The organism is Photobacterium proteolyticum (assembly GCF_001939735.1).
Lineage (GTDB): Bacteria > Pseudomonadota > Gammaproteobacteria > Enterobacterales > Vibrionaceae > Photobacterium > Photobacterium proteolyticum.
This window is the reverse complement of sequence record NZ_MJIL01000088.1, coordinates 18,216-35,462: the sequence shown is the minus strand read 5'-3', so window position 1 is coordinate 35,462 and position 17,247 is coordinate 18,216. Positions and strand designations below refer to the sequence as shown.

General features: G+C 48.7%; 14 protein-coding genes and 1 tRNA gene. 8 read left to right on the top strand and 7 right to left on the bottom strand.

All coding sequences use genetic code 11. The features are described 5' to 3' along the window. Nucleotides 1–406: 406 nt before the first annotated feature. A tRNA-Met gene (locus BIT28_RS29650) sits at nt 407–543 on the bottom strand. A 147-nt stretch (nt 544–690) separates the two neighbouring features. Between BIT28_RS29650 and BIT28_RS19460 the strand changes: the two genes are divergently transcribed. The 3 genes from BIT28_RS19460 to BIT28_RS19450 all read left to right on the top strand — a co-directional run bounded on the left by BIT28_RS19460 (nt 691) and on the right by BIT28_RS19450 (nt 4,465). Beyond that, the gene (locus BIT28_RS19460) at nt 691–2,067 is read left to right on the top strand and encodes an AlkA N-terminal domain-containing protein (protein WP_075766613.1); all 1,377 of its coding nucleotides are present in this window, start codon (nt 691–693) and stop codon (nt 2,065–2,067) included. Beyond that, complete coding sequence (locus tag BIT28_RS19455) at nt 2,064–2,519, top strand: methylated-DNA--[protein]-cysteine S-methyltransferase (protein ID WP_075766612.1); 456 nt, start codon at nt 2,064–2,066, stop codon at nt 2,517–2,519. Before BIT28_RS19460 ends, BIT28_RS19455 begins: the two co-directional genes overlap by 4 nt. 386 nt (nt 2,520–2,905) lie before the next feature. Continuing rightward, the gene (locus tag BIT28_RS19450; RefSeq protein WP_075766690.1) at nt 2,906–4,465 is read left to right on the top strand and encodes an alanine/glycine:cation symporter family protein; all 1,560 of its coding nucleotides are present in this window, start codon (nt 2,906–2,908) and stop codon (nt 4,463–4,465) included. 127 nt (nt 4,466–4,592) lie between these two features. Here the strand turns inward: BIT28_RS19450 and adeD are convergent, their stop codons facing one another. Both adeD and BIT28_RS19440 read right to left on the bottom strand, forming a co-directional pair. Beyond that, nucleotides 4,593–6,377, bottom strand: a complete 1,785-nt coding sequence (gene adeD / locus BIT28_RS19445) for an adenine deaminase (protein WP_075766611.1) — start codon at nt 6,375–6,377, stop codon at nt 4,593–4,595. Nucleotides 6,378–6,391: 14 nt separating this feature from the next. Further along, nucleotides 6,392–7,780, bottom strand: a complete 1,389-nt coding sequence (locus BIT28_RS19440; RefSeq protein WP_075766610.1) for an NCS2 family permease — start codon at nt 7,778–7,780, stop codon at nt 6,392–6,394. Between the two features lie 419 nt (nt 7,781–8,199). Between BIT28_RS19440 and BIT28_RS19435 the strand changes: the two genes are divergently transcribed. Continuing rightward, nucleotides 8,200–8,844, top strand: coding sequence for a TetR/AcrR family transcriptional regulator (locus tag BIT28_RS19435; RefSeq protein WP_075766609.1), 645 nt, complete (start codon nt 8,200–8,202; stop codon nt 8,842–8,844). 22 nt (nt 8,845–8,866) lie between these two features. Beyond that, complete coding sequence (locus BIT28_RS19430; RefSeq protein WP_075766608.1) at nt 8,867–10,240, top strand: SLC13 family permease; 1,374 nt, start codon at nt 8,867–8,869, stop codon at nt 10,238–10,240. A 64-nt stretch (nt 10,241–10,304) separates the two neighbouring features. On the opposite strand, the gene dcuC is transcribed toward BIT28_RS19430, so the two are convergent. After that, nucleotides 10,305–11,774, bottom strand: coding sequence for a C4-dicarboxylate transporter DcuC (gene dcuC / locus BIT28_RS19425; RefSeq protein WP_075766607.1), 1,470 nt, complete (start codon nt 11,772–11,774; stop codon nt 10,305–10,307). Between the two features lie 10 nt (nt 11,775–11,784). Further along, nucleotides 11,785–12,921 (bottom strand): beta-aspartyl-peptidase, encoded by a 1,137-nt coding sequence (gene iadA, locus BIT28_RS19420; RefSeq protein ID WP_075766606.1) that lies wholly within the window; start codon nt 12,919–12,921, stop codon nt 11,785–11,787. A 213-nt stretch (nt 12,922–13,134) separates the two neighbouring features. Here iadA and BIT28_RS19415 point away from each other — a divergent pair, with 213 nt between their 5' ends. Then, entirely contained in the window at nt 13,135–14,046 is a 912-nt protein-coding gene (locus BIT28_RS19415; protein ID WP_075766605.1) for a LysR substrate-binding domain-containing protein, read from the top strand. Here BIT28_RS19415 and BIT28_RS19410 read toward each other — a convergent pair. Continuing rightward, nucleotides 14,032–14,442, bottom strand: a complete 411-nt coding sequence (locus tag BIT28_RS19410; RefSeq protein WP_075766604.1) for an NUDIX hydrolase — start codon at nt 14,440–14,442, stop codon at nt 14,032–14,034. The genes BIT28_RS19415 and BIT28_RS19410 overlap by 15 nt on opposite strands. 305 nt (nt 14,443–14,747) lie before the next feature. Here BIT28_RS19410 and BIT28_RS19405 point away from each other — a divergent pair, with 305 nt between their 5' ends. Both BIT28_RS19405 and BIT28_RS19400 read left to right on the top strand, forming a co-directional pair. Next, nucleotides 14,748–15,956 (top strand): dicarboxylate/amino acid:cation symporter, encoded by a 1,209-nt coding sequence (locus tag BIT28_RS19405; RefSeq protein ID WP_075766603.1) that lies wholly within the window; start codon nt 14,748–14,750, stop codon nt 15,954–15,956. A 186-nt stretch (nt 15,957–16,142) separates the two neighbouring features. Continuing rightward, nucleotides 16,143–16,418: a nitrogenase-stabilizing/protective protein NifW gene (locus BIT28_RS19400; RefSeq protein ID WP_075766602.1), complete on the top strand. Its 276-nt coding sequence runs from the start codon at nt 16,143–16,145 to the stop codon at nt 16,416–16,418. A gap of 112 nt (nt 16,419–16,530) precedes the next feature. On the opposite strand, the gene BIT28_RS19395 is transcribed toward BIT28_RS19400, so the two are convergent. After that, complete coding sequence (locus BIT28_RS19395; protein WP_075766601.1) at nt 16,531–17,175, bottom strand: hypothetical protein; 645 nt, start codon at nt 17,173–17,175, stop codon at nt 16,531–16,533. Between the last annotated feature and the right edge of the window lie 72 nt (nt 17,176–17,247).

The following is a 17,247-nucleotide window of genomic DNA, read 5'->3' as shown; positions in this document are numbered from 1 at the left end:
TCATCATTAAACATCCATACTGTTCTGTTTTTCTGGCTGAGTATCTCCTGGCCTTAGTCTCAGCCTTTATCATTTAGGCTACTAAACCATATTCATATTAATAACTGAACCTAATGGAACGGAATGTTGGTTATATTTTTGTTGGTTACGGTGCGGGATTTTTGTGCCGGTTTTGCTCTGATCTTGTGTGGTATGTAGTTGGTGAGAGAGTCGGGAACACAGACAAATATGGCTTGTGATATGCGCTATCGGCTTGCAGTGGGAAATACAGTGTAATGGTAATTTTCTAGTGTATTTCAGCGAACTAGATGGAAATGAGCTTGGTTAGACTAACCCGGAGACAGGATATGGAACGGCCATAAACAGAAAAGGCTTACGGATTTCTCCATAAGCCTTATCAAGAATCTGGTGGCCCCTCCCAGACTTGAACTGGGGACCAAGTGATTATGAGTCGCTAGCTGGACTGGATTACTGAACAGACCGAGCTTTCAACTTTATTTCCCATGCTTCAGTTAACTAATAACTCTCAAAATTAGCTAAGCCGTTGACTCACTTTTCCAAAAACGTGTTTGCTAGTTTCTGCTGATGTTTTACTGCACGCACTAAATCATGGTTCAGTTCCGATTCTGGCTAGTCTTGCTCTCGAAAGTCTTTAGACTTAGCAGTAGATAAGTCGTCGAGAGTTCAGTCATGGATATGACCCCACTTCAATGTCAGCAGGCCAGATTAGCAAGAGATACCCGTTATGATGGTTTGTTTTTTACTGCCGTGAAAACCACCGGTATCTATTGCCGTTCGATTTGCCCGGCTCCTGCACCGAAAGAAAAGAATGTCGAATATTTTCCGACAGCGGTTGCCGCAGCGAATGCAGGTTACCGGCCGTGTTTGCGCTGTCGTCCTGACAGTGCGCCGGGCTCGCCGGCCTGGCTGGGCAAGAATGCGACCTTAAACCGGGCACTACGTCTGATAGATGAAGGGGCGCTGGCGGAGCAACCGCTGACTCACCTTGCAGACAGGTTGGGGATCACCGAACGCTATCTCCGCCAGTTGTTTGTGGAGCAAGTTGGCCTGTCGCCTAAGTCCTACAGTTTGTATCAGCAATGCCTGCTGGCAAAAAAACTGTTGCATGATACCCGTATGCCGGTAACGGATGTGGCAATGGCGTGCGGTTTTAACAGCATTCGTCGATTCAATGATTGCTTCAAGCAGCAGTTTTCCCTGACTCCGTCCCAGATCCGCAAGCAACAAAAGCCGACGCTTGAGGAGGGGAAAGGGATCTGTCTGTCGCTTGCCTACCGCCCGCCGTATAACTGGGACTATCTGCAGCAGTTTTACGCATCACGTCTGATCCCCGGTCTGGAGTGGCTGGATGAGAAAAGCTACGGCCGGACCTTTCAATACGATGACTGTACCGGTCGCTTCACCGCAACGCATGATGAAGGGAAATCGGTATTTCATGTTGAGATACACCTCTGCGATTTGAAATACCTTCCCCGGGTGATCAAGACGATTCGCCGCTGCCTCGATTTGGATGCGGACTCGTTGTTGATAGAGCAGCAGTTGCTACAGGCTCTGGATTGCGAACAGCTTGAGATGACTGGGGTTCGCCTGCCGGGGATCTGGAGTCCGTTTGAGGCAGGGATCCGGGCGATACTCGGCCAGCAGGTGTCAGTCAAGGCGGCACGTAATCTGGTGAGTCGGTTCGTGGACTTTAATCCTCGCAATGATGGCGATTATCGTTATTTTCCCGAACCGGCCCAGGTGAGCCAGTTTGATTTGGAACAGCTTGGTATGCCACAACGCAGGCGGGATACGTTGAGGAATTTCTCGGCCTTTGCCGAAAACAATCCGCTGGATGACGCCAAAAGCTTGCTGGCCTTGCCGGGTATCGGACCGTGGACGGTGGATTATATGAGGATGCGGGGACTCAGCGAGCCTGATATCTATCTGGTCAGTGATTTGGGCATAAAGAAAGCACTGGCCGCATTATCCAACCCAATTGATGATTCACTCGCCGCCCCGTGGCGCAGTTATTTAACTTTGTATTTATGGAGCACTTTGTCATGAACAACCAACTGTTGCAGACGCCAATCGGCTGGCTGAATATCGTTGCCGATGAGTCGGCGGTGGTGGCCATTGAGTTTGATGCCAATCCGGATAGCAGCGAAACACCCAATGCTGTTTCCCGCCAATGTTGCGAGCAGTTGGTGGCGTATTTTAACGGTGAAATACAAGATTTCGACGTGCCGCTGAAAATGAATGGCACTGATTTTCAGCGCCAGGTTTGGCAGGCGCTCAACCACATCCCATATGGCGAAACGTGTTCATATGGCGATATCGCCAACCGTATCGGTAATCCCAAGGCGGTGAGGGCGGTCGGAGCTGCCAACGGTAAAAATCCGATCCCGATTATTGTTCCCTGTCACAGGGTTATAGGTAGTTCCGGTAAGCTGACCGGTTATGCCGGCGGGCTGGATTTGAAGGTCTGGTTACTGGAGCATGAAAAGTGCGGTGACTGAGGACAAAAGTCTGCCAAAAAGTAGGGATATTTTGGTGTTTGTGACTGACTACATCGACGTTGAAGTAGTGATAATTGTATCAAAAGGTGACTGGGTTAACGAATTGTTAATGCCTTGTAATTAGATCGGTAATCACTGCGTGTAGATAAAAAGATAACAATGTGGGCTGGCTGATGCCTTTAAACCAGTCATATATCTTAACGCTCGCCGGTATTGCAACAGGAAACACTGTTTCCTAAGTGCGTTGTATGTTGAGTTCGTGTTTCCTTATTGCTAATTTTTTTCGCCACAGGGAAATGTTGGTGATTAGGTAAACACAGTGCTGAATGGTGAAAAATTCTGCTGTGTTCCGCCAACAAAATATAAATACACAGGTGGAACGGAATATGATATCAAAAATTAGTTGTTATCTTGCTGTAGCGTTAACCATGTTTACTTCTTCGGCGTACGCAGCGGGGGAGCAAGTTGGAATTGATAAGGCAATCGATCACTTTTTTAGCGAATACCTCGGTTGGTTCGCGAACACTATTTTTACATCGGTGCCTGTTAATGGGGCTAACTTTCCGGTCATCGTTGGCTGGTTATTCGTAGCTGCGATTATCTTCACGCTGTATTTCGGTTTTGTGCAGTTCAAGCGTTTTGGCTTGGCGGTGAAAATCGTCAAAGGAGACTTTACTGATCCGAACAACAAGGAGCCGGGTCAGGTTTCGCATTTCCAGGCGCTGGCAACAGCACTGTCTGGTACGGTCGGTCTGGGTAACATTGCCGGTGTAGGTGCGGCGCTGGCGATTGGTGGTCCGGGTGCGACTTTCTGGATGATCTTGTGTGGTCTGTTGGGTATGGCCTCGAAGTTCTGTGAGTGTACCCTGGGTGTTAAATACCGTAACGAACTGCCAAATGGCGATGTGTCGGGTGGTCCAATGTACTACCTGAGCCGAGGTCTGAAAGAGCGTGGTTTCGGCGGTTTGGGTAAAGGCCTGGCCGTTGGCTTTGCGATTATGACCATTCTGGGCGCACTGGGCGGCGGTAACATGTTCCAGGGTAACCAGGCCAATGCCATGATTGTCCAGACGCTTGGTGTGCCGGAAGGTTATGGCTGGGTAACAGGTCTGATTATGGCGGGTATGGTGGCATCAGTAATCATTGGTGGTATGCCGTCGATTGCTCGTGTAACCGGTAAGCTGGTTCCAGCGATGGCCCTGATTTATGTTGGTATGTCGCTGATTGTTCTTGTGGCCAATGCTTCACTGATTGGCGATGCTTTCGGTCAAATTATTGAAGGTGCGTTTACAGGAGCAGGTGTAGCAGGTGGTTTCATCGGTGCGCTTATCCAGGGTATGAAACGTGCAACGTTCTCTAACGAAGCGGGTGTGGGTTCGGCAGCAATTGCGCACGCGGCGGTTAAAACCAAGGAGCCTGTAACTGAAGGTCTGGTATCGGTACTGGAACCATTCATTGATACGGTTGTGATTTGTACAATGACTGCACTGGTTATCACTATTTCGGGTATGAATAACGGTGAGCTGAGTGGTGTTACCCTGACGGCAGCGGCATTTACCCAAACGGCTGATATCTTCCAGTATGTTCTGGCTGTGGCGGTCGTGATGTTTGCCTTCTCAACCATGATTTCCTGGTCTTACTATGGTCTGAAAGCCTGGACTTACCTGTTCGGTGAAGGCAAAGGTACTGAGCTGGCCTACAAAGTCATGTTCTGTTGCTTTGTGGTTATCGGTGCCAGCGTTAGCTTCGGTGCGGTAATCGACTTCTCGGATGCGGCTATCTTCGCTATGTCTATCTTCAATATCATCGGTCTGTACTTCCTGATGCCGGTTGTGAAGAAAGAGCTACAGTCATTCATCGCCCGTGTACAGTCGGGTGAAATCAAGGATTTCAGCAAAGAAGGCGAGAAGGGCTTGGCATTCTCCAAGGAAACTGAGACAAACTAAACTCACTTAGTAATACGTCTGTATAGAACAGGCCAGCCAAAGATATTGGCTGGCCTGTTTTCTTTTACGCTTTCCTGTACGTTTATTTCCTATGAATGTCGCTAGTGCCTGTCACTGATTGATGTTTCTAGTGAGTGGCAGCGCTATGCGGTGTTTCCTGCCGAAGCTCAATGAGCTCGAACTTATCGACATCCACCAGGCCTTTTACCGTCATCTTCAGCGACGGGATCACGGGAAGGGCGAGGAAACTCATTTGAACAAACGGCTCGGCAACCTCTACGCCTATTGCTTGTGCGGCTTGCTTGAGGGCAACTATTTGCGTGGTTATTGCCTCTGAGCTGTCGAGGCTCATGATCCCGCCCAGCGGAAGCTTGAGATCGGCAGAGATTTTCCCGTCTTGCACCACACAGTAGCCTCCATCGATTGCGATCAAGTGATTGATAGCAATCGCCATGCTGTGCTCATCGGCACCAATAGCGACGATATTGTGTGAGTCATGGCCGACGCTGGTTGCAATCGCTCCTTGATTGAGGCTGAACCCTGATACCAATCCCTTGGCGGGCGGCAGTTGGTGGCCATAGCGCTCGACAACAGCCAGCTTGTTAATGCCTTCACGATCAAACTGCTTACCGTCAAAGTGACAGACGAGGTGATTGGTCAGCAGCTCGTCCTTGATGATTTCAATCACATGGTAGTCACCGGCTGTCAGGGGAATTGCCAGTTCGTCTTCTGTTACCGCTTTATGTTTCAGGGTGGGTTGCAAAGGGGGAACAGAAGCATCTAGCTTGGCCGCTACTGAATCGGCCAGGTGCAGCTCGTCGACAAATTGCCCGCCAATCACAACCCGCTGGATATCAACCTGATCGAGATTTTTGACCAGATTGATATCAGCTTTATAACCCGGAGCCAGCAGTCCCAATCGTTGTAAACCAAAGTGCCGAGCAGCTGACCAGGATGCGACCCGGTAGGCTAGGTGAGGCTTGATCTTATGATGCTGGATCAGCCGCCTAACCATGTAGTCGATATGACCTTCCTTGGCAATTTCGTGGGGGTTACGATCATCGGTACAGAGCAGGCACAATGGCGAGCTGAACTCGGTGATCAGCGGTGCCAGCGCATCAAGGTTCTTGGCTACCGATCCTTCGCGCATGATCACTGCCATGCCTTTGGCCAGCTTTTCTTTTCCCTCCTGGTAGTTGGTGGTTTCATGGCAGTTCTGGATCCCGCTGGCGACATAGGCCGACAGTTCCCGGCCGCTGAGCAAAGGACAATGCCCGTCGATATTCAACGAGTTAAATGCTTCAAGCTTATCCAACATGGTAGGACTACCATTAAGAACCGCCGGGTAATCCATGACTTCGGCCAGCCCCAATACATGCGGATGGTCGAGGTAGGCGCGCATTTCATCCAGCGTGAAGTCGCTGCCGTTGATATCCAATCCGGCAACGGCCGGTACACAGGAGCTCACCTGAACGAACATGTTCTGTCGCATCATCTCGCTGCAGCGAAGGAACCACTCGATGCCCGGTTTGCCCATTACGTTAACAAGTTCATGGGGATCACAGACGATGCTGGTGGTGCCGAGTGGCAAGGTGGTGCGCTCGAACTCGAACGGCGTCATGGTAGAGGTTTCGACATGCATGTGGCCGTCGATAAATCCCGGTACGGCAATTTGACCCTTGCAGTCGACGGTCCGTGTGGCCGTTAGTTCCTCAGCCTCAGGACCGATAGCGGCAATATAGCCTTGATCGATCACAATGGGGCCGGGAGATACTTCACCGTTGACGAGATCAAGTACCGAGATATTGGTCAGCTTGAGATCGGCGGTTTGCTCTTTGCGTAATACGGCCAGCAGGTGAACAAGCTGTTCCCGGTCAAGTTGCTGGGTATGTTTGTGTTGGAGGTTTGACATCCTTTTATTCCTGATTAATGACCGTCGACAAAGACAAATTTGATGATGAATAGCAGGGCGACAATAGCGACGCCGGGGTGGATTTCACGCCAGCGGTTGGTACCTGCTTTCATAACGCAGTAGGTGATAAAGCCGGTCGCGATCCCTTCTGTGATCGAAAAACTAAACGGCATCATGACGGTGGTGATAAAGGCCGGGGCGGCTTCGGTCATATCAGTCCAGTTAATTTTGGCCAGTCCGGAGGACATCAGGATCCCGACATAGATGAGTGCGCCGGCCACGGCGTATCCCGGCACCATTGCCGCGAGCGGGGAGAAGAAGATCACCACAATGAAGAGCAGTCCGGCCACAATGGCCGTCAGTCCGGTGCGGCCACCAACGGCAACCCCGGCAGAGCTTTCGATATAGGCTGTCACGGTGGAGGTGCCCATATAAGCGCCGGTGACAGAGGTGATGGAATCTGTCATCAGGGCTTGTTTCATGCGCGGGAAACGGCCACGTTCGTCGGTAATACCGCACTTTTCGGTAACGCCAATCATGGTGCCCGAGCTGTCGAACAGGCTGACTAGAGCGAAGGAGAAAATCACGCCGGCCAGGGCGATATCAAACGAGCCTGCCAGATCGAGCTGGCCGAAGGTGCTCTCAATGCTTGGCGGCATAGAGATGATACCTGTGTATTCGACATCTCCCATCAGGGCGGCAATGGAGGTGACGACCACAATAGAGATCAGTACTGCGGCATGAATGTTACGTGAAGATAGGATCACAATGATAAAGAAGCCGAGGGCGCCCAGCACGCACTGCATTGAGCTCAGATCGCCGACAGTGATCATGGTAGCCGGGCTGGCAACGACAATACCGGCATTGCTCAGGCCGACGAGTGCTATCAGCAGGCCGATACCGCTCGGGATCCCTATGCGCAGGCAGGTGGGAATGTTGCTGAGGATCCAGGAGCGGATACCAAGTGCAGACATCAGGGTGAAGCAGACCGCGCCCCAGAAGATGGTTCCCATCCCGACCTGCCAGCTGATGCCCATGCCGACGACGACCGAGAAGGCGAAGAAGGCATTGAGCCCCATGGCGGGAGCCAGGGCAATGGGGAGGTTGGCAATCAGGCCCATGGCAATACAGCCAATGGCACTGATCATGCAGGTCACGACAAAGACCCCGCTGGGATCCATTCCAGCGGCAGACAGTATCTGCGGGTTAACAAACACAATGTACACCATGGTCATAAAGGTAGTGATACCTGCAATAACCTCGGTTGACGCCGTTGTGTTATGGGCGGCAAGTTTAAAATAACGCTCGAGGAAACCCTGCTGGGGCTCGGGCTGAGATTGAGTCAGCGAGTCTTTGGGGAGATCGCTGATGGGGGCACTGTTTTCATTGCTCGGTGTAGTCATAAATGATTCCTTTTCCGTCTTCCATCCAGTAGATGAGCGCCTGTTGTAACCATCTTGTCCCGAGGTGTTGCTAATCGATTGTGCTGCCTTTCTTTTGTTCTGTAGGGAGTTCACAGCCCTAAGGGACTGATTCCAAGGCGCTGACGACTTATGATTTTTGGGTTGTATGTTTTTTGCTCAGTTTCATTCTAAGGAAACAAGAGGGGATATGAGGTTGATGCAGGTCTCATTAGGCCGGGTAAATTATTCCGCAAAGGCTGGCTTTTGATGAATACGAAAATAGCAACATTGATGTGTGTCAAATTCTCTAGAAGAATTGGGTACTTAATACTGGAAGTTTGAACAGCCCCTTAGTTTTAGGATTGTTAGTTAAGGTCTAATTATAGTAGTGCCTGAAATTTGAGTGGAAACGTAACAACATGAATGCCTTAACCAAATCCCGTGGTCGTCCGAAGCAAGAAACCGAGCTGCCCAGTAGCCAGCAGGTTATTCTTGATGTAGCCAGGCGTTTGTTTATGAAGCATTCCTATAACAAGGTCACTACGCGGAGAATCGCAGAGGAAGCTGGGGTAGATGTCGCCTTAATCAGCTATTATTTTGAGAATAAGGCCGGACTGTACAAAGCGGTGTTTGACGATATCTACGCCCCGTTTTTTGAAAAACTGGACCAGCTCAAGAAAGCCTCTTCAAACCGGAATACGATTGAAGAGCTGTTTATGACAATCTTTTATCTGGATATCGAGTATCCGGAGCTGCTGGGTATCATCTATAAAACGCTGGTGCTTAATGAAGGACCGCGCCGGAGCTATATTGATGAATCTATCCTGTCCTATACCGATGCTTTTCATATCAAGATATTTACGACTTTGCAGGAAAAAGGCTTTATTGATCCCAGCCTGGATGTCTCCTTGTTAAAAGACAGCTTCAATGCGCTGGTGATGATGCCTTTTTTCTTCTATCCGCTAAAAAGGGAAGGCCAATCGGAAGAAGAGACTATTGGGTATTTGGAAAGTCTGTACCGGCAAAATATCCGGTTGTTTCTTTATGGTTGCGCCGTGGATTAAGGACTACCAGTAAGGAAGGCGTATGACAACCTTAAGCCTCGCCATTAAAAAATGGTTGTTTGACCGTAACAGCATCATTTTTCTTGCCGATGTGGCTTTGTTGGTGCTGATGCTAAATACCCTGCCGTTTGAGCCTGATGTCGTACTTGGGCTCAGCTTATTAATTTTCATTGCTATTTTGTGGCTGACAGAAGCCATTCATATCAGCATTACAGCCCTATTGGTCCCTCTGATGGCTGTCGGGCTGGGGATTTTCGAGACCCCGCAAGCTCTTAGCAATTTCGCCAATCCGATCATCTTTCTTTTCCTCGGTGGCTTTGCGCTCGCGGCCGCCATGCATCGGCAAGAGCTGGACAAAGCGATTGCCGATAAAGTCTTGTTGCTGGCCAACGGACATATGGCCATTGCCGCCCTGATGTTATTCGGGGTCACGGCCGTACTCTCGATGTGGATCAGCAACACGGCAACGACGGCCATGATGCTGCCTCTGGTGCTGGGAATACTGAACAAGGTGGATGCCAAGCGAGAGCATAATACCTATGTGTTTATTCTGCTCGGGATCGCCTACTGCGCGAGTATCGGCGGTATCGCGACGATTGTCGGCAGCCCGCCCAATGCGATTGCCGCGACCGAGGTCGGATTGAGCTTTACCGAGTGGATGGCGCTGGGGTTGCCAATCACACTGGTTCTGTTGCCGATGGTGGTGGCGCTGCTCTATCTGATGCTAAAGCCAAACCTGAAGTACACGTTTGAGATCACCCATGAGCCGGTCAAGTGGGATAATGCCAAGCTGACTACTTTAGTTATCTTCGCAATTACCGTTTCCTTGTGGATTTTCAGCAAGCCGCTTAATGCTTTTTTGGGTGGCTTCAGCAAGTTTGATAGTTTGGTGGCGATGTCGGCGATTGTAATGCTGGGAGTTGCCCGGGTTGTCGAATGGAAAGATATCGATAAAACCACTGATTGGGGCGTATTGCTGCTGTTCGGGGGCGGGATCTGTTTGAGTAATATTCTTAAAGAGACCGGGACCAGTGTCTTTCTGGCTCATAGCCTGAGTGGGCTGCTTGAACAGGCAGGGTTGTTTTTCGTCTTTCTTATCGTGGTTGCTTTTGTCGTATTCCTGACAGAATTTGCCAGCAATACAGCCAGTGCTGCCCTGCTGGTACCGATATTTGCCTCTATCGCTGAGGTATTGGGAATACCTCCGGTGATTTTGGCGGCATTGATTGGTGTTGCCGCTTCCTGTGCTTTCATGTTGCCGGTGGCTACCCCTCCCAATGCGATCGTATTCGGCTCGGGTTACATCAAGCAGCGTGAGATGATGCGGGTGGGGGTGATCGTCAATATCGCCTGTATCATTGCCCTGGCCATTTTCGCCTGGCTTTTTTGGCAGTAGTTGGCGTCAATAGACAGTAAGCCAACTCATTGATAGTTGGCTTACTGAATGTTACTGCTTGTGTTTATGCCTCGCGAGCAATTTGCTGCTGTGCTCTCTTTTTAATGAGAACAGTGATTACGGCGATTAGCGCGATGATCCCGGCAAGGAACGGTAACAGCTGCATGATCTGACCGCTGCGAGTAAAGGTGATAACCAGCATGATGAGCCAGCCACTTAGCATTGGGATAAGGGTTCGGCGAACAATGTCAAAAGGTGACAAGCCCGAGATACCCGCCACGGCGATGATCACCCCGGCAATCGGGGAAATCGTACGGCCAAAGCCTGCTGATAGCTGGATAGGGAGGATCATGTCAGCCACATTGGTGCCAATTTTCTCTGCTATCTGCGGCACCATAGGCGCAAAGGAGAAGAAGGCAGCATTGCCCGAACCCATTAGGGCCGAGATGGAAAAGGTCAGTACTGCCATGAATAGCACGATTACACTGGCGGTAAAGCCGGCGCTGCTGGCCATGTGTAGCAGGGCGTCGATAGCACCGATGGATTTCAGTCCCATAGCGAAGGTTTGACCGGCGATGATCAGGGTAACAACAGTAGCGAACACTTTGCCCATATCATTGAAGATCCCTTGCAGCTTTTCGAATACCGGTTTGGCTTGCTTATGGCGAGCGTACTCACAAACGAGGCCGATAAAGATACTCAATAAAATGGCTGTAGCCATGCCCACCTTGATGGTACCCACGCCCATTTTGCTGAATGTCAGCATAAAGAACAGCGGCAGCATAGGTAGCAGCAGGTAGTAAAGCGGTGCCTCATCTTTGGTCTCGGTCTCTTGTTCTTCATTTTGAAGAGGAGCCGATTGCTCGGCATGATTTTGTCTGCGGTCGAAGTAACGCTGTACCAGCGCATGGATGGCGGCAACTGCAACAATCAGGATGCTGATCACCGGCAGCTGTTCATTGATGAAGAACTCGGTAATATCAATTCCGGCTGTTTGTGCAGCAAGAATCGAGTTACCGGAGCCCGGCCCGAATTCAATGGCACATGTGCTGGCGAGCACGGCGGCAACGGCAGCTTTGCTGCAACCGAGACGGATCAGTACCGGATAAAGCGTAGCCATCAGCAGTAGCCCCAGTCCGGTAGCACTGGAGATAAACAGTGACAGTGCCTGTCCAAGGATGAAAGCCATGGCCAGCATCAGGTAGGGTGAGTTCAGTTTCATTAAAGGTTTGGCGGCGACTTTAACCATGACCTGACTGGCACCGATGGCCGACATGAACATGGCAAAGCCACCGATTAGCATGATTTTGAGACCAAGCCCACCGGCACGGTTGCTGAAGGTATTGCGGATATATTCGAAGATATCAAAGCCGACCCAGCCAGTTGATTTTTCAACAAAGACCGCGTTGTTGGTAAAGATGGCGATGGCCATCATGGCAATACCGGTCAGAAACAGCACTGCCTGGGGGTTATAGTTTTTGAGGATCAGGCGACCGGCAAATACCAGCCCGATCAAGGCGATTAGTAAACTCATAATTAATCCTTTATTCGAAGTTACCGGTGACCAGAAGTTCGTTGTTTAGCTGTAGTGTCTGCCCCTTGGCAATCACGCCGTGCAGGCTGAAATCGTCGTTGAAGATACAGATATCGGCATCTTTCCCAGGCTGGATGCGTCCTTTGTTGATCCCGAGAGAATCGGCAACATTGGCTGTCATCATGGCGATTGCCAGCTCCGGGGCTATTCCTTGATCGATCAGTTTGGGTAGCAACAACAGGTTGCTGTCAACATTAGCTGCCGTTAGGCCTGTAAGTTCCCCGTGTGAGTTGAACTTAGGCAAACTACCGTTACCGTCGGAGCTGATGGTGATTAGATTGGCTGCAACCCCTGATTCGAGCGCCAGCTTGGCTGCCTGCTCTGGTGGCGTAAATCGGCTGCCGCCGGAGGTGATGTCGATACACCCGCCACGCAGGCCAAAACCAATGGCTTCGTCAAACAGGGCTTCTGTCCGGGCGACATGGGTCGGGGAGAAGTGGTGGATCGGCAGCCCCATATCGAGTAACTCGTTCACTAGACTAAATGGCTGAGGAAGCCCGCCCATATGAACATGCAGCAATCCCCGTTTGCCTGATAGCATGCTGGCGATACGAATATCAGAGACGATCCGTGCCAGTTCTTCGAGGGTCGGGAATGAACAACGGTGATCGGCCAATGCGATTTTCACTCCGAGCACGGCAGGAATGAAAGCAAGATCATCGCGGATCGACCCGGTAATGGTTTTGGTCGGCACCTCATAGGATCCCGTGTGCATAAATGCGCTGATGCCTTCTTCGGTCAGTGCCGCGGCTTTGGCATAGAGATCTTTGGGCGAGCGGGAGATCCCGTCAGTACCTAATACACCGACAACTGTGGTTGTTCCGGCCTGGATCAGCTTTTTCAGCGTAACTTGTGGTGTCCGGCTGGCAAACCCGGCTTCGCCACCGCCGCCGGTCAGGTGGATGTGTTGGTCTATCAGTCCCGGTGCTACGATTTTTCCCTGGCAGTCAATTATCGTGACATCATTTAAACCGCTAAGATTCAGCTCAGGCTCAATGGCGAGGATTTTTCCTTGTCCAATTAACATATCAGCTTTGCCAATATGGTGCGGGTTATAGAGATCGGTATTTTTCAGTAGGGTAAACATGATTTCCTCTTGGTATTTTATTGGATAATCGTTACTGGTAATACGCATTGAAAAGGTGTCGAAATACGTCGTAAAACAGCATTGCCTAACATTGCGTCAATCAACAAAAATGAGCATACCCCTACTTTTTCTATAAGTATTTTGATTTCCATTGCTGATTTTGAATGATAGTATTCGCTCAGATCATAGATAGGGGCGTTTGAGGGTATTTCCATGGAATTCAAGTGGTTAGATGACTTTATGAGCCTAATGGAATTGGGTAACTTCTCTGCTGCTGCAAAAGCAAGGCATGTTACCCAATCGGCGTTTAGCCGTCGGATCCAGGCATTGGAATTGTGGGTTGGAGTACCGTTATTTGACCGCACTTCCTACCCGATCACGCTGACCGAACAAGGTAAGAAGTTTGTTCCCTACGTTGAAAATCTGCTCGAAATGGTTAAAGTCACCAAGGAAGATTTCTCCCGCGAATCCCTCAAAACTGACAATACGGTGCGCATAGTTTGCCTGCATTCCTTCGCGGTGAACTTGATGCCGCGATTGTTTCGCCAGGCCGGTACGTTATTGGAAGGGCTCAATCTCGCGCTCAATCCCTCGGTGCAGGGAATTGATAACCACTTTCAGGCGCTGCTAGATAATTCTAACGATATTTTATTTGCCTATAACACCAAGGGCATGCGTCCTTCCTTTTTGCTTGAAGACAAAGTTGAACGGTGCCTGGTGTTTAAGGAAAAGATCATTCCGGTGATCTCTCCTGAGCTGCTGGAAAATCATCCCAAAGATAGCCGCTATCCTTATCTGGCTTATTCCGAGCATACTTTCTTGTTTAACGTCGTCGCTCCCCTAACCGAGAGGGTAGGGCTGCCGCTTGAGCCAGTATTTGAAACGACCTTGAGCGAGTCGCTGATTAAAATGGCTGTCAGTGGTATGGGGATCGCGTGGGCGCCGTTACATGCGATTGAGGAAGAGTTGGAGCAAGGCCTGTTGGTCCAAGCCTTCGCGGAAAGACCTGAGCTGGCTATCTCGCTGGATATTGTCTGCTACCGCTCAAAAGGGGCGAATCGCCCTGCAGTAGAGCAGTTCTGGCAAGGGATCAACGAGGTTGTCGCTCAGTCAGGTCGAGAGTGAGTTTATCTGCTTGAATAGCCGTGTATATTCGTTCAGTGCTATTTTGTCAGCGTCAATGCCGAGAGGAAGTTTGCTATTTAGATTGCACCACATGACTTGCTCAGCTTCCAGGGTCTGAATGTCACCTTCCCACTCATCAACGATGTAGTAATGAATGAGCTGGAGCTCCGCAGTCGGGTGGTACAAAGTGCACAGAAATGTATACTTAATAGGAGATAAGCCCAGTTCTTCCTGCAGCTCTCGTACAAGCGCTTGCTCTCTCGTTTCGTTGCCTTCAACATGGCCTCCGGGAATGGTGATCAGCCCCGGATCCGTGGCCTTGCTCATTGCCCGCTTCTCCAGCAATACTTTATTGCTGTCAACCAGTAAGAAAGATACGCATTCACTTACTTTCACTATTTTTTTCCTTTGTGCCTTGTATTGAGCTTTACGTGTTTTCAACTTAGTTTAAAGGATCAAAATATAAAAGGAGAGAAGAATTTAATAACAGATTTGTTAATACTATCTTATTGATAGTGATAGTACTAATCATGTCGGAAGATAATGAGGGTTATTAAAGGATGAATCTCTCGTAATTATTTATTTAAATGGTGACACCTCTCCATTTATTAATGATTGGAGTATATAAAATAGGTCAGAAAAGTAGAGCATCTACTCATTTGATAGTTTTTTAAGTTGTTATCTTTGAGAATTAATAAGTTATGAAGTCTGAACAAAGTAAAAAAAGCGAGTGGTCTCTGATAATCAAACTACTCCTAGGTATTAGTGTTGGTTCACTTATTGGGTTATTTGCCAGTGAAGACATGATGTCTATCATTGTGTCGGCAAAGTATGTACTAGGACAGTTTATATTTTTTACCGTGCCACTGGTTATTATTGCATTTATTGCTCCAGCGATTACCAAGCTTAAATACAACGCGAATAAGATGTTAGGAGCCGGGATTGGGATTGCCTATTTGTCTGCGGTAGGAGCGGCTTGTTTTGCTTATTTTGCCGGGTTGGTCATTATACCTCACCTCTCAGTGCCTAATGTTATTGATAGCTTGCATGAATTACCGGATGCCGGTTTTAAGTTATCGATACCGCCGGTGATGTCAGTGATGTCAGCATTGGTGCTGGCAATCCTTTTGGGGATCACGGCATTGGGCACAAAAGCTGAGATTATGGAAAAGGCGCTGAATGAATTTGAGAGAATGATGATGATGGCTATTAAGTCTGTCGTTATCCCGATTCTGCCTTTTTTCGTTGCTGCTACCTTTGCCGGATTGGCCTATGAGGGCACTTTGACCCAGCAGTTGCCGGTCTTTTTGAAGGTTGTTGTTCTGGCGCTGGTGGGTCATCTCATTTGGCTGACGGTGCTGTACATGATAGCAGGTATAATTTCTGGTAAAAATCCATGGGAAGTCATTAAACACTATGGCCCGGCGTATCTTACCGCGGTGGGGACTATGTCTAGTGCGGCAACGCTTCCGGTTTCTTTGAGCTGCGCAAGGAAATCTAAGGTGCTTAGCAAAGAAACGGTGGATTTTATGGTGCCCTTGGGTGGGACGATTCACCTATGTGGATCCGTGCTGACAGAAACTCTGTTCGTGATGGTAATATCGCTGATGTTATACGGTGCACTCCCTTCAGTTGGCACCATGGTTGTCTTTATTTTGTTGTTCGGGATCTTCGCTATTGGCGCACCAGGTGTACCGGGAGGAACGGTTATGGCCTCTATGGGAATTGTTGTTGGCGTTCTCGGCTTTGACCCCGCCGGTGTCGCATTGCTTATCGCGATATTTGCATTGCAGGACAGCTTTGGTACGGCGTGTAACGTGACAGGTGACGGTGCTATCACGTTAATGCTCGAAGGCCTGTTTAATAAAAATGGTGAATTGGCAGATACCGCACCGGTTCATAATACTTAATCGATACAATAATAAATAAGCGGCCGTTCGACACACGGTCGCTGTTTATGAGCGTAGTCTTTGAGAGTGTAAATACTAACAGTGCCTTTGGTAGAATATAGATTTTTGAGCAAAATACGTGTTACATCAATGATTGAACCTGGCTGCTCTTCTAAACTGGCGGAAACTATTTCACCCGTTTAGAGTATGAGCCAGACCGATATCCTACAAAAGATCGCCAGTTTTACCTCTATAGAACAGGCACTTGAGTATTTTGAAATTGATTTTGATAGCCGTTTTATCAATGAATACCGTACGCAGCTGGTGAAGCGTTTTAACGGGTACCTGTTAATTTCAAAGCCTGACGATTGGTTTTCAGCCCGCCGTGCACTTAAAAATGCCTATTGTAAGGTACAGCGAAGCCGCCTGGATCCTCATACCCGATCAGCCTGCCGAGGCTGTACGTCGTGTCAGCGTCGTTAAGAGTTATGGTATCGTGTTGAGAAATAGAATAGCTCGGAGCAGTGATTGACTGCTCTGAGCTTTTTGTATGAATAGCAACAGGTTGCTATATGATTTGATGGGGCGGTTAAAGTTACGTTGAAGCAGGGGAAATACAGTCATTAAGAAAGAGAAGTGATGTTCGTATTAAATATCCGGACCAGGCAAAAATGCCAATAAGTTTAACTGCATCTTCAAGGAAACCCAGTAGCGGTGAACTTGGGATAACATCGATGAATATACTCATGCAGAACATAATTCCGCCGATGAAAAATAGGAAATTTTCTGTTTTAGAAATGATGTTTAAGTATTTAAAGACAATATACAATCCAGAAAAAGCGTAAAAAGTATATATAATGTATTCACTGATACCAAAGTGAGGCAGTATGATATCGTGAATGAGAAATAGATCATCCAAACTTAGTAGTAATGTTAGTAAGCCTAATAATATCAAAAATTTAGGTTTAGTGTTGTCTTCGCGGGCGTGAAGTGTAGCGATACCACAAAAAATCGCTATTGCAGAAGAGCTGGCCCATATGAAAATGCCGATATTACTACCAAAACCAGTCCAAACTTCTCCGTCGAAATATGTGATTGGATCTGACATGATCTCATAGATGTAGGGTTCTCCAAGGTAATATAGAAAACAGACAAACAAAGTCGAAGGGATAAAAATAAAACCATTAACCCACATTGGTGCGAGCACGATTTTAAACTTCATAATCTCAGTTAGTTGCATATTACAATCCTTGTGAATGATCTTTCCTGTTGTGGCGATATTAATATTAGTCTGTTTTTTTAACTTATTAGC

Bases quoted from the DNA above. Each gene is read 5' to 3' on its own strand.
- BIT28_RS19435 (WP_075766609.1), top strand. From the start codon at position 8,200: ATGAATGCCTTAACCAAATCCCGTGGTCGTCCGAAGCAAGAAACCGAG.
- BIT28_RS19460 (WP_075766613.1), top strand. From the start codon at position 691: ATGGATATGACCCCACTTCAATGTCAGCAGGCCAGATTAGCAAGAGAT.
- iadA (WP_075766606.1), bottom strand. From the start codon at position 12,921: ATGTTTACCCTACTGAAAAATACCGATCTCTATAACCCGCACCATATT.
- BIT28_RS19455 (WP_075766612.1), top strand. From the start codon at position 2,064: ATGAACAACCAACTGTTGCAGACGCCAATCGGCTGGCTGAATATCGTT.
- BIT28_RS19450 (WP_075766690.1), top strand. From the start codon at position 2,906: ATGATATCAAAAATTAGTTGTTATCTTGCTGTAGCGTTAACCATGTTT.
- BIT28_RS19395 (WP_075766601.1), bottom strand. From the start codon at position 17,175: ATGCAACTAACTGAGATTATGAAGTTTAAAATCGTGCTCGCACCAATG.
- BIT28_RS19415 (WP_075766605.1), top strand. From the start codon at position 13,135: ATGGAATTCAAGTGGTTAGATGACTTTATGAGCCTAATGGAATTGGGT.
- adeD (WP_075766611.1), bottom strand. From the start codon at position 6,377: ATGTCAAACCTCCAACACAAACATACCCAGCAACTTGACCGGGAACAG.
- BIT28_RS19440 (WP_075766610.1), bottom strand. From the start codon at position 7,780: ATGACTACACCGAGCAATGAAAACAGTGCCCCCATCAGCGATCTCCCC.
- dcuC (WP_075766607.1), bottom strand. From the start codon at position 11,774: ATGAGTTTACTAATCGCCTTGATCGGGCTGGTATTTGCCGGTCGCCTG.
- BIT28_RS19400 (WP_075766602.1), top strand. From the start codon at position 16,143: ATGAGCCAGACCGATATCCTACAAAAGATCGCCAGTTTTACCTCTATA.
- BIT28_RS19430 (WP_075766608.1), top strand. From the start codon at position 8,867: ATGACAACCTTAAGCCTCGCCATTAAAAAATGGTTGTTTGACCGTAAC.
- BIT28_RS19405 (WP_075766603.1), top strand. From the start codon at position 14,748: ATGAAGTCTGAACAAAGTAAAAAAAGCGAGTGGTCTCTGATAATCAAA.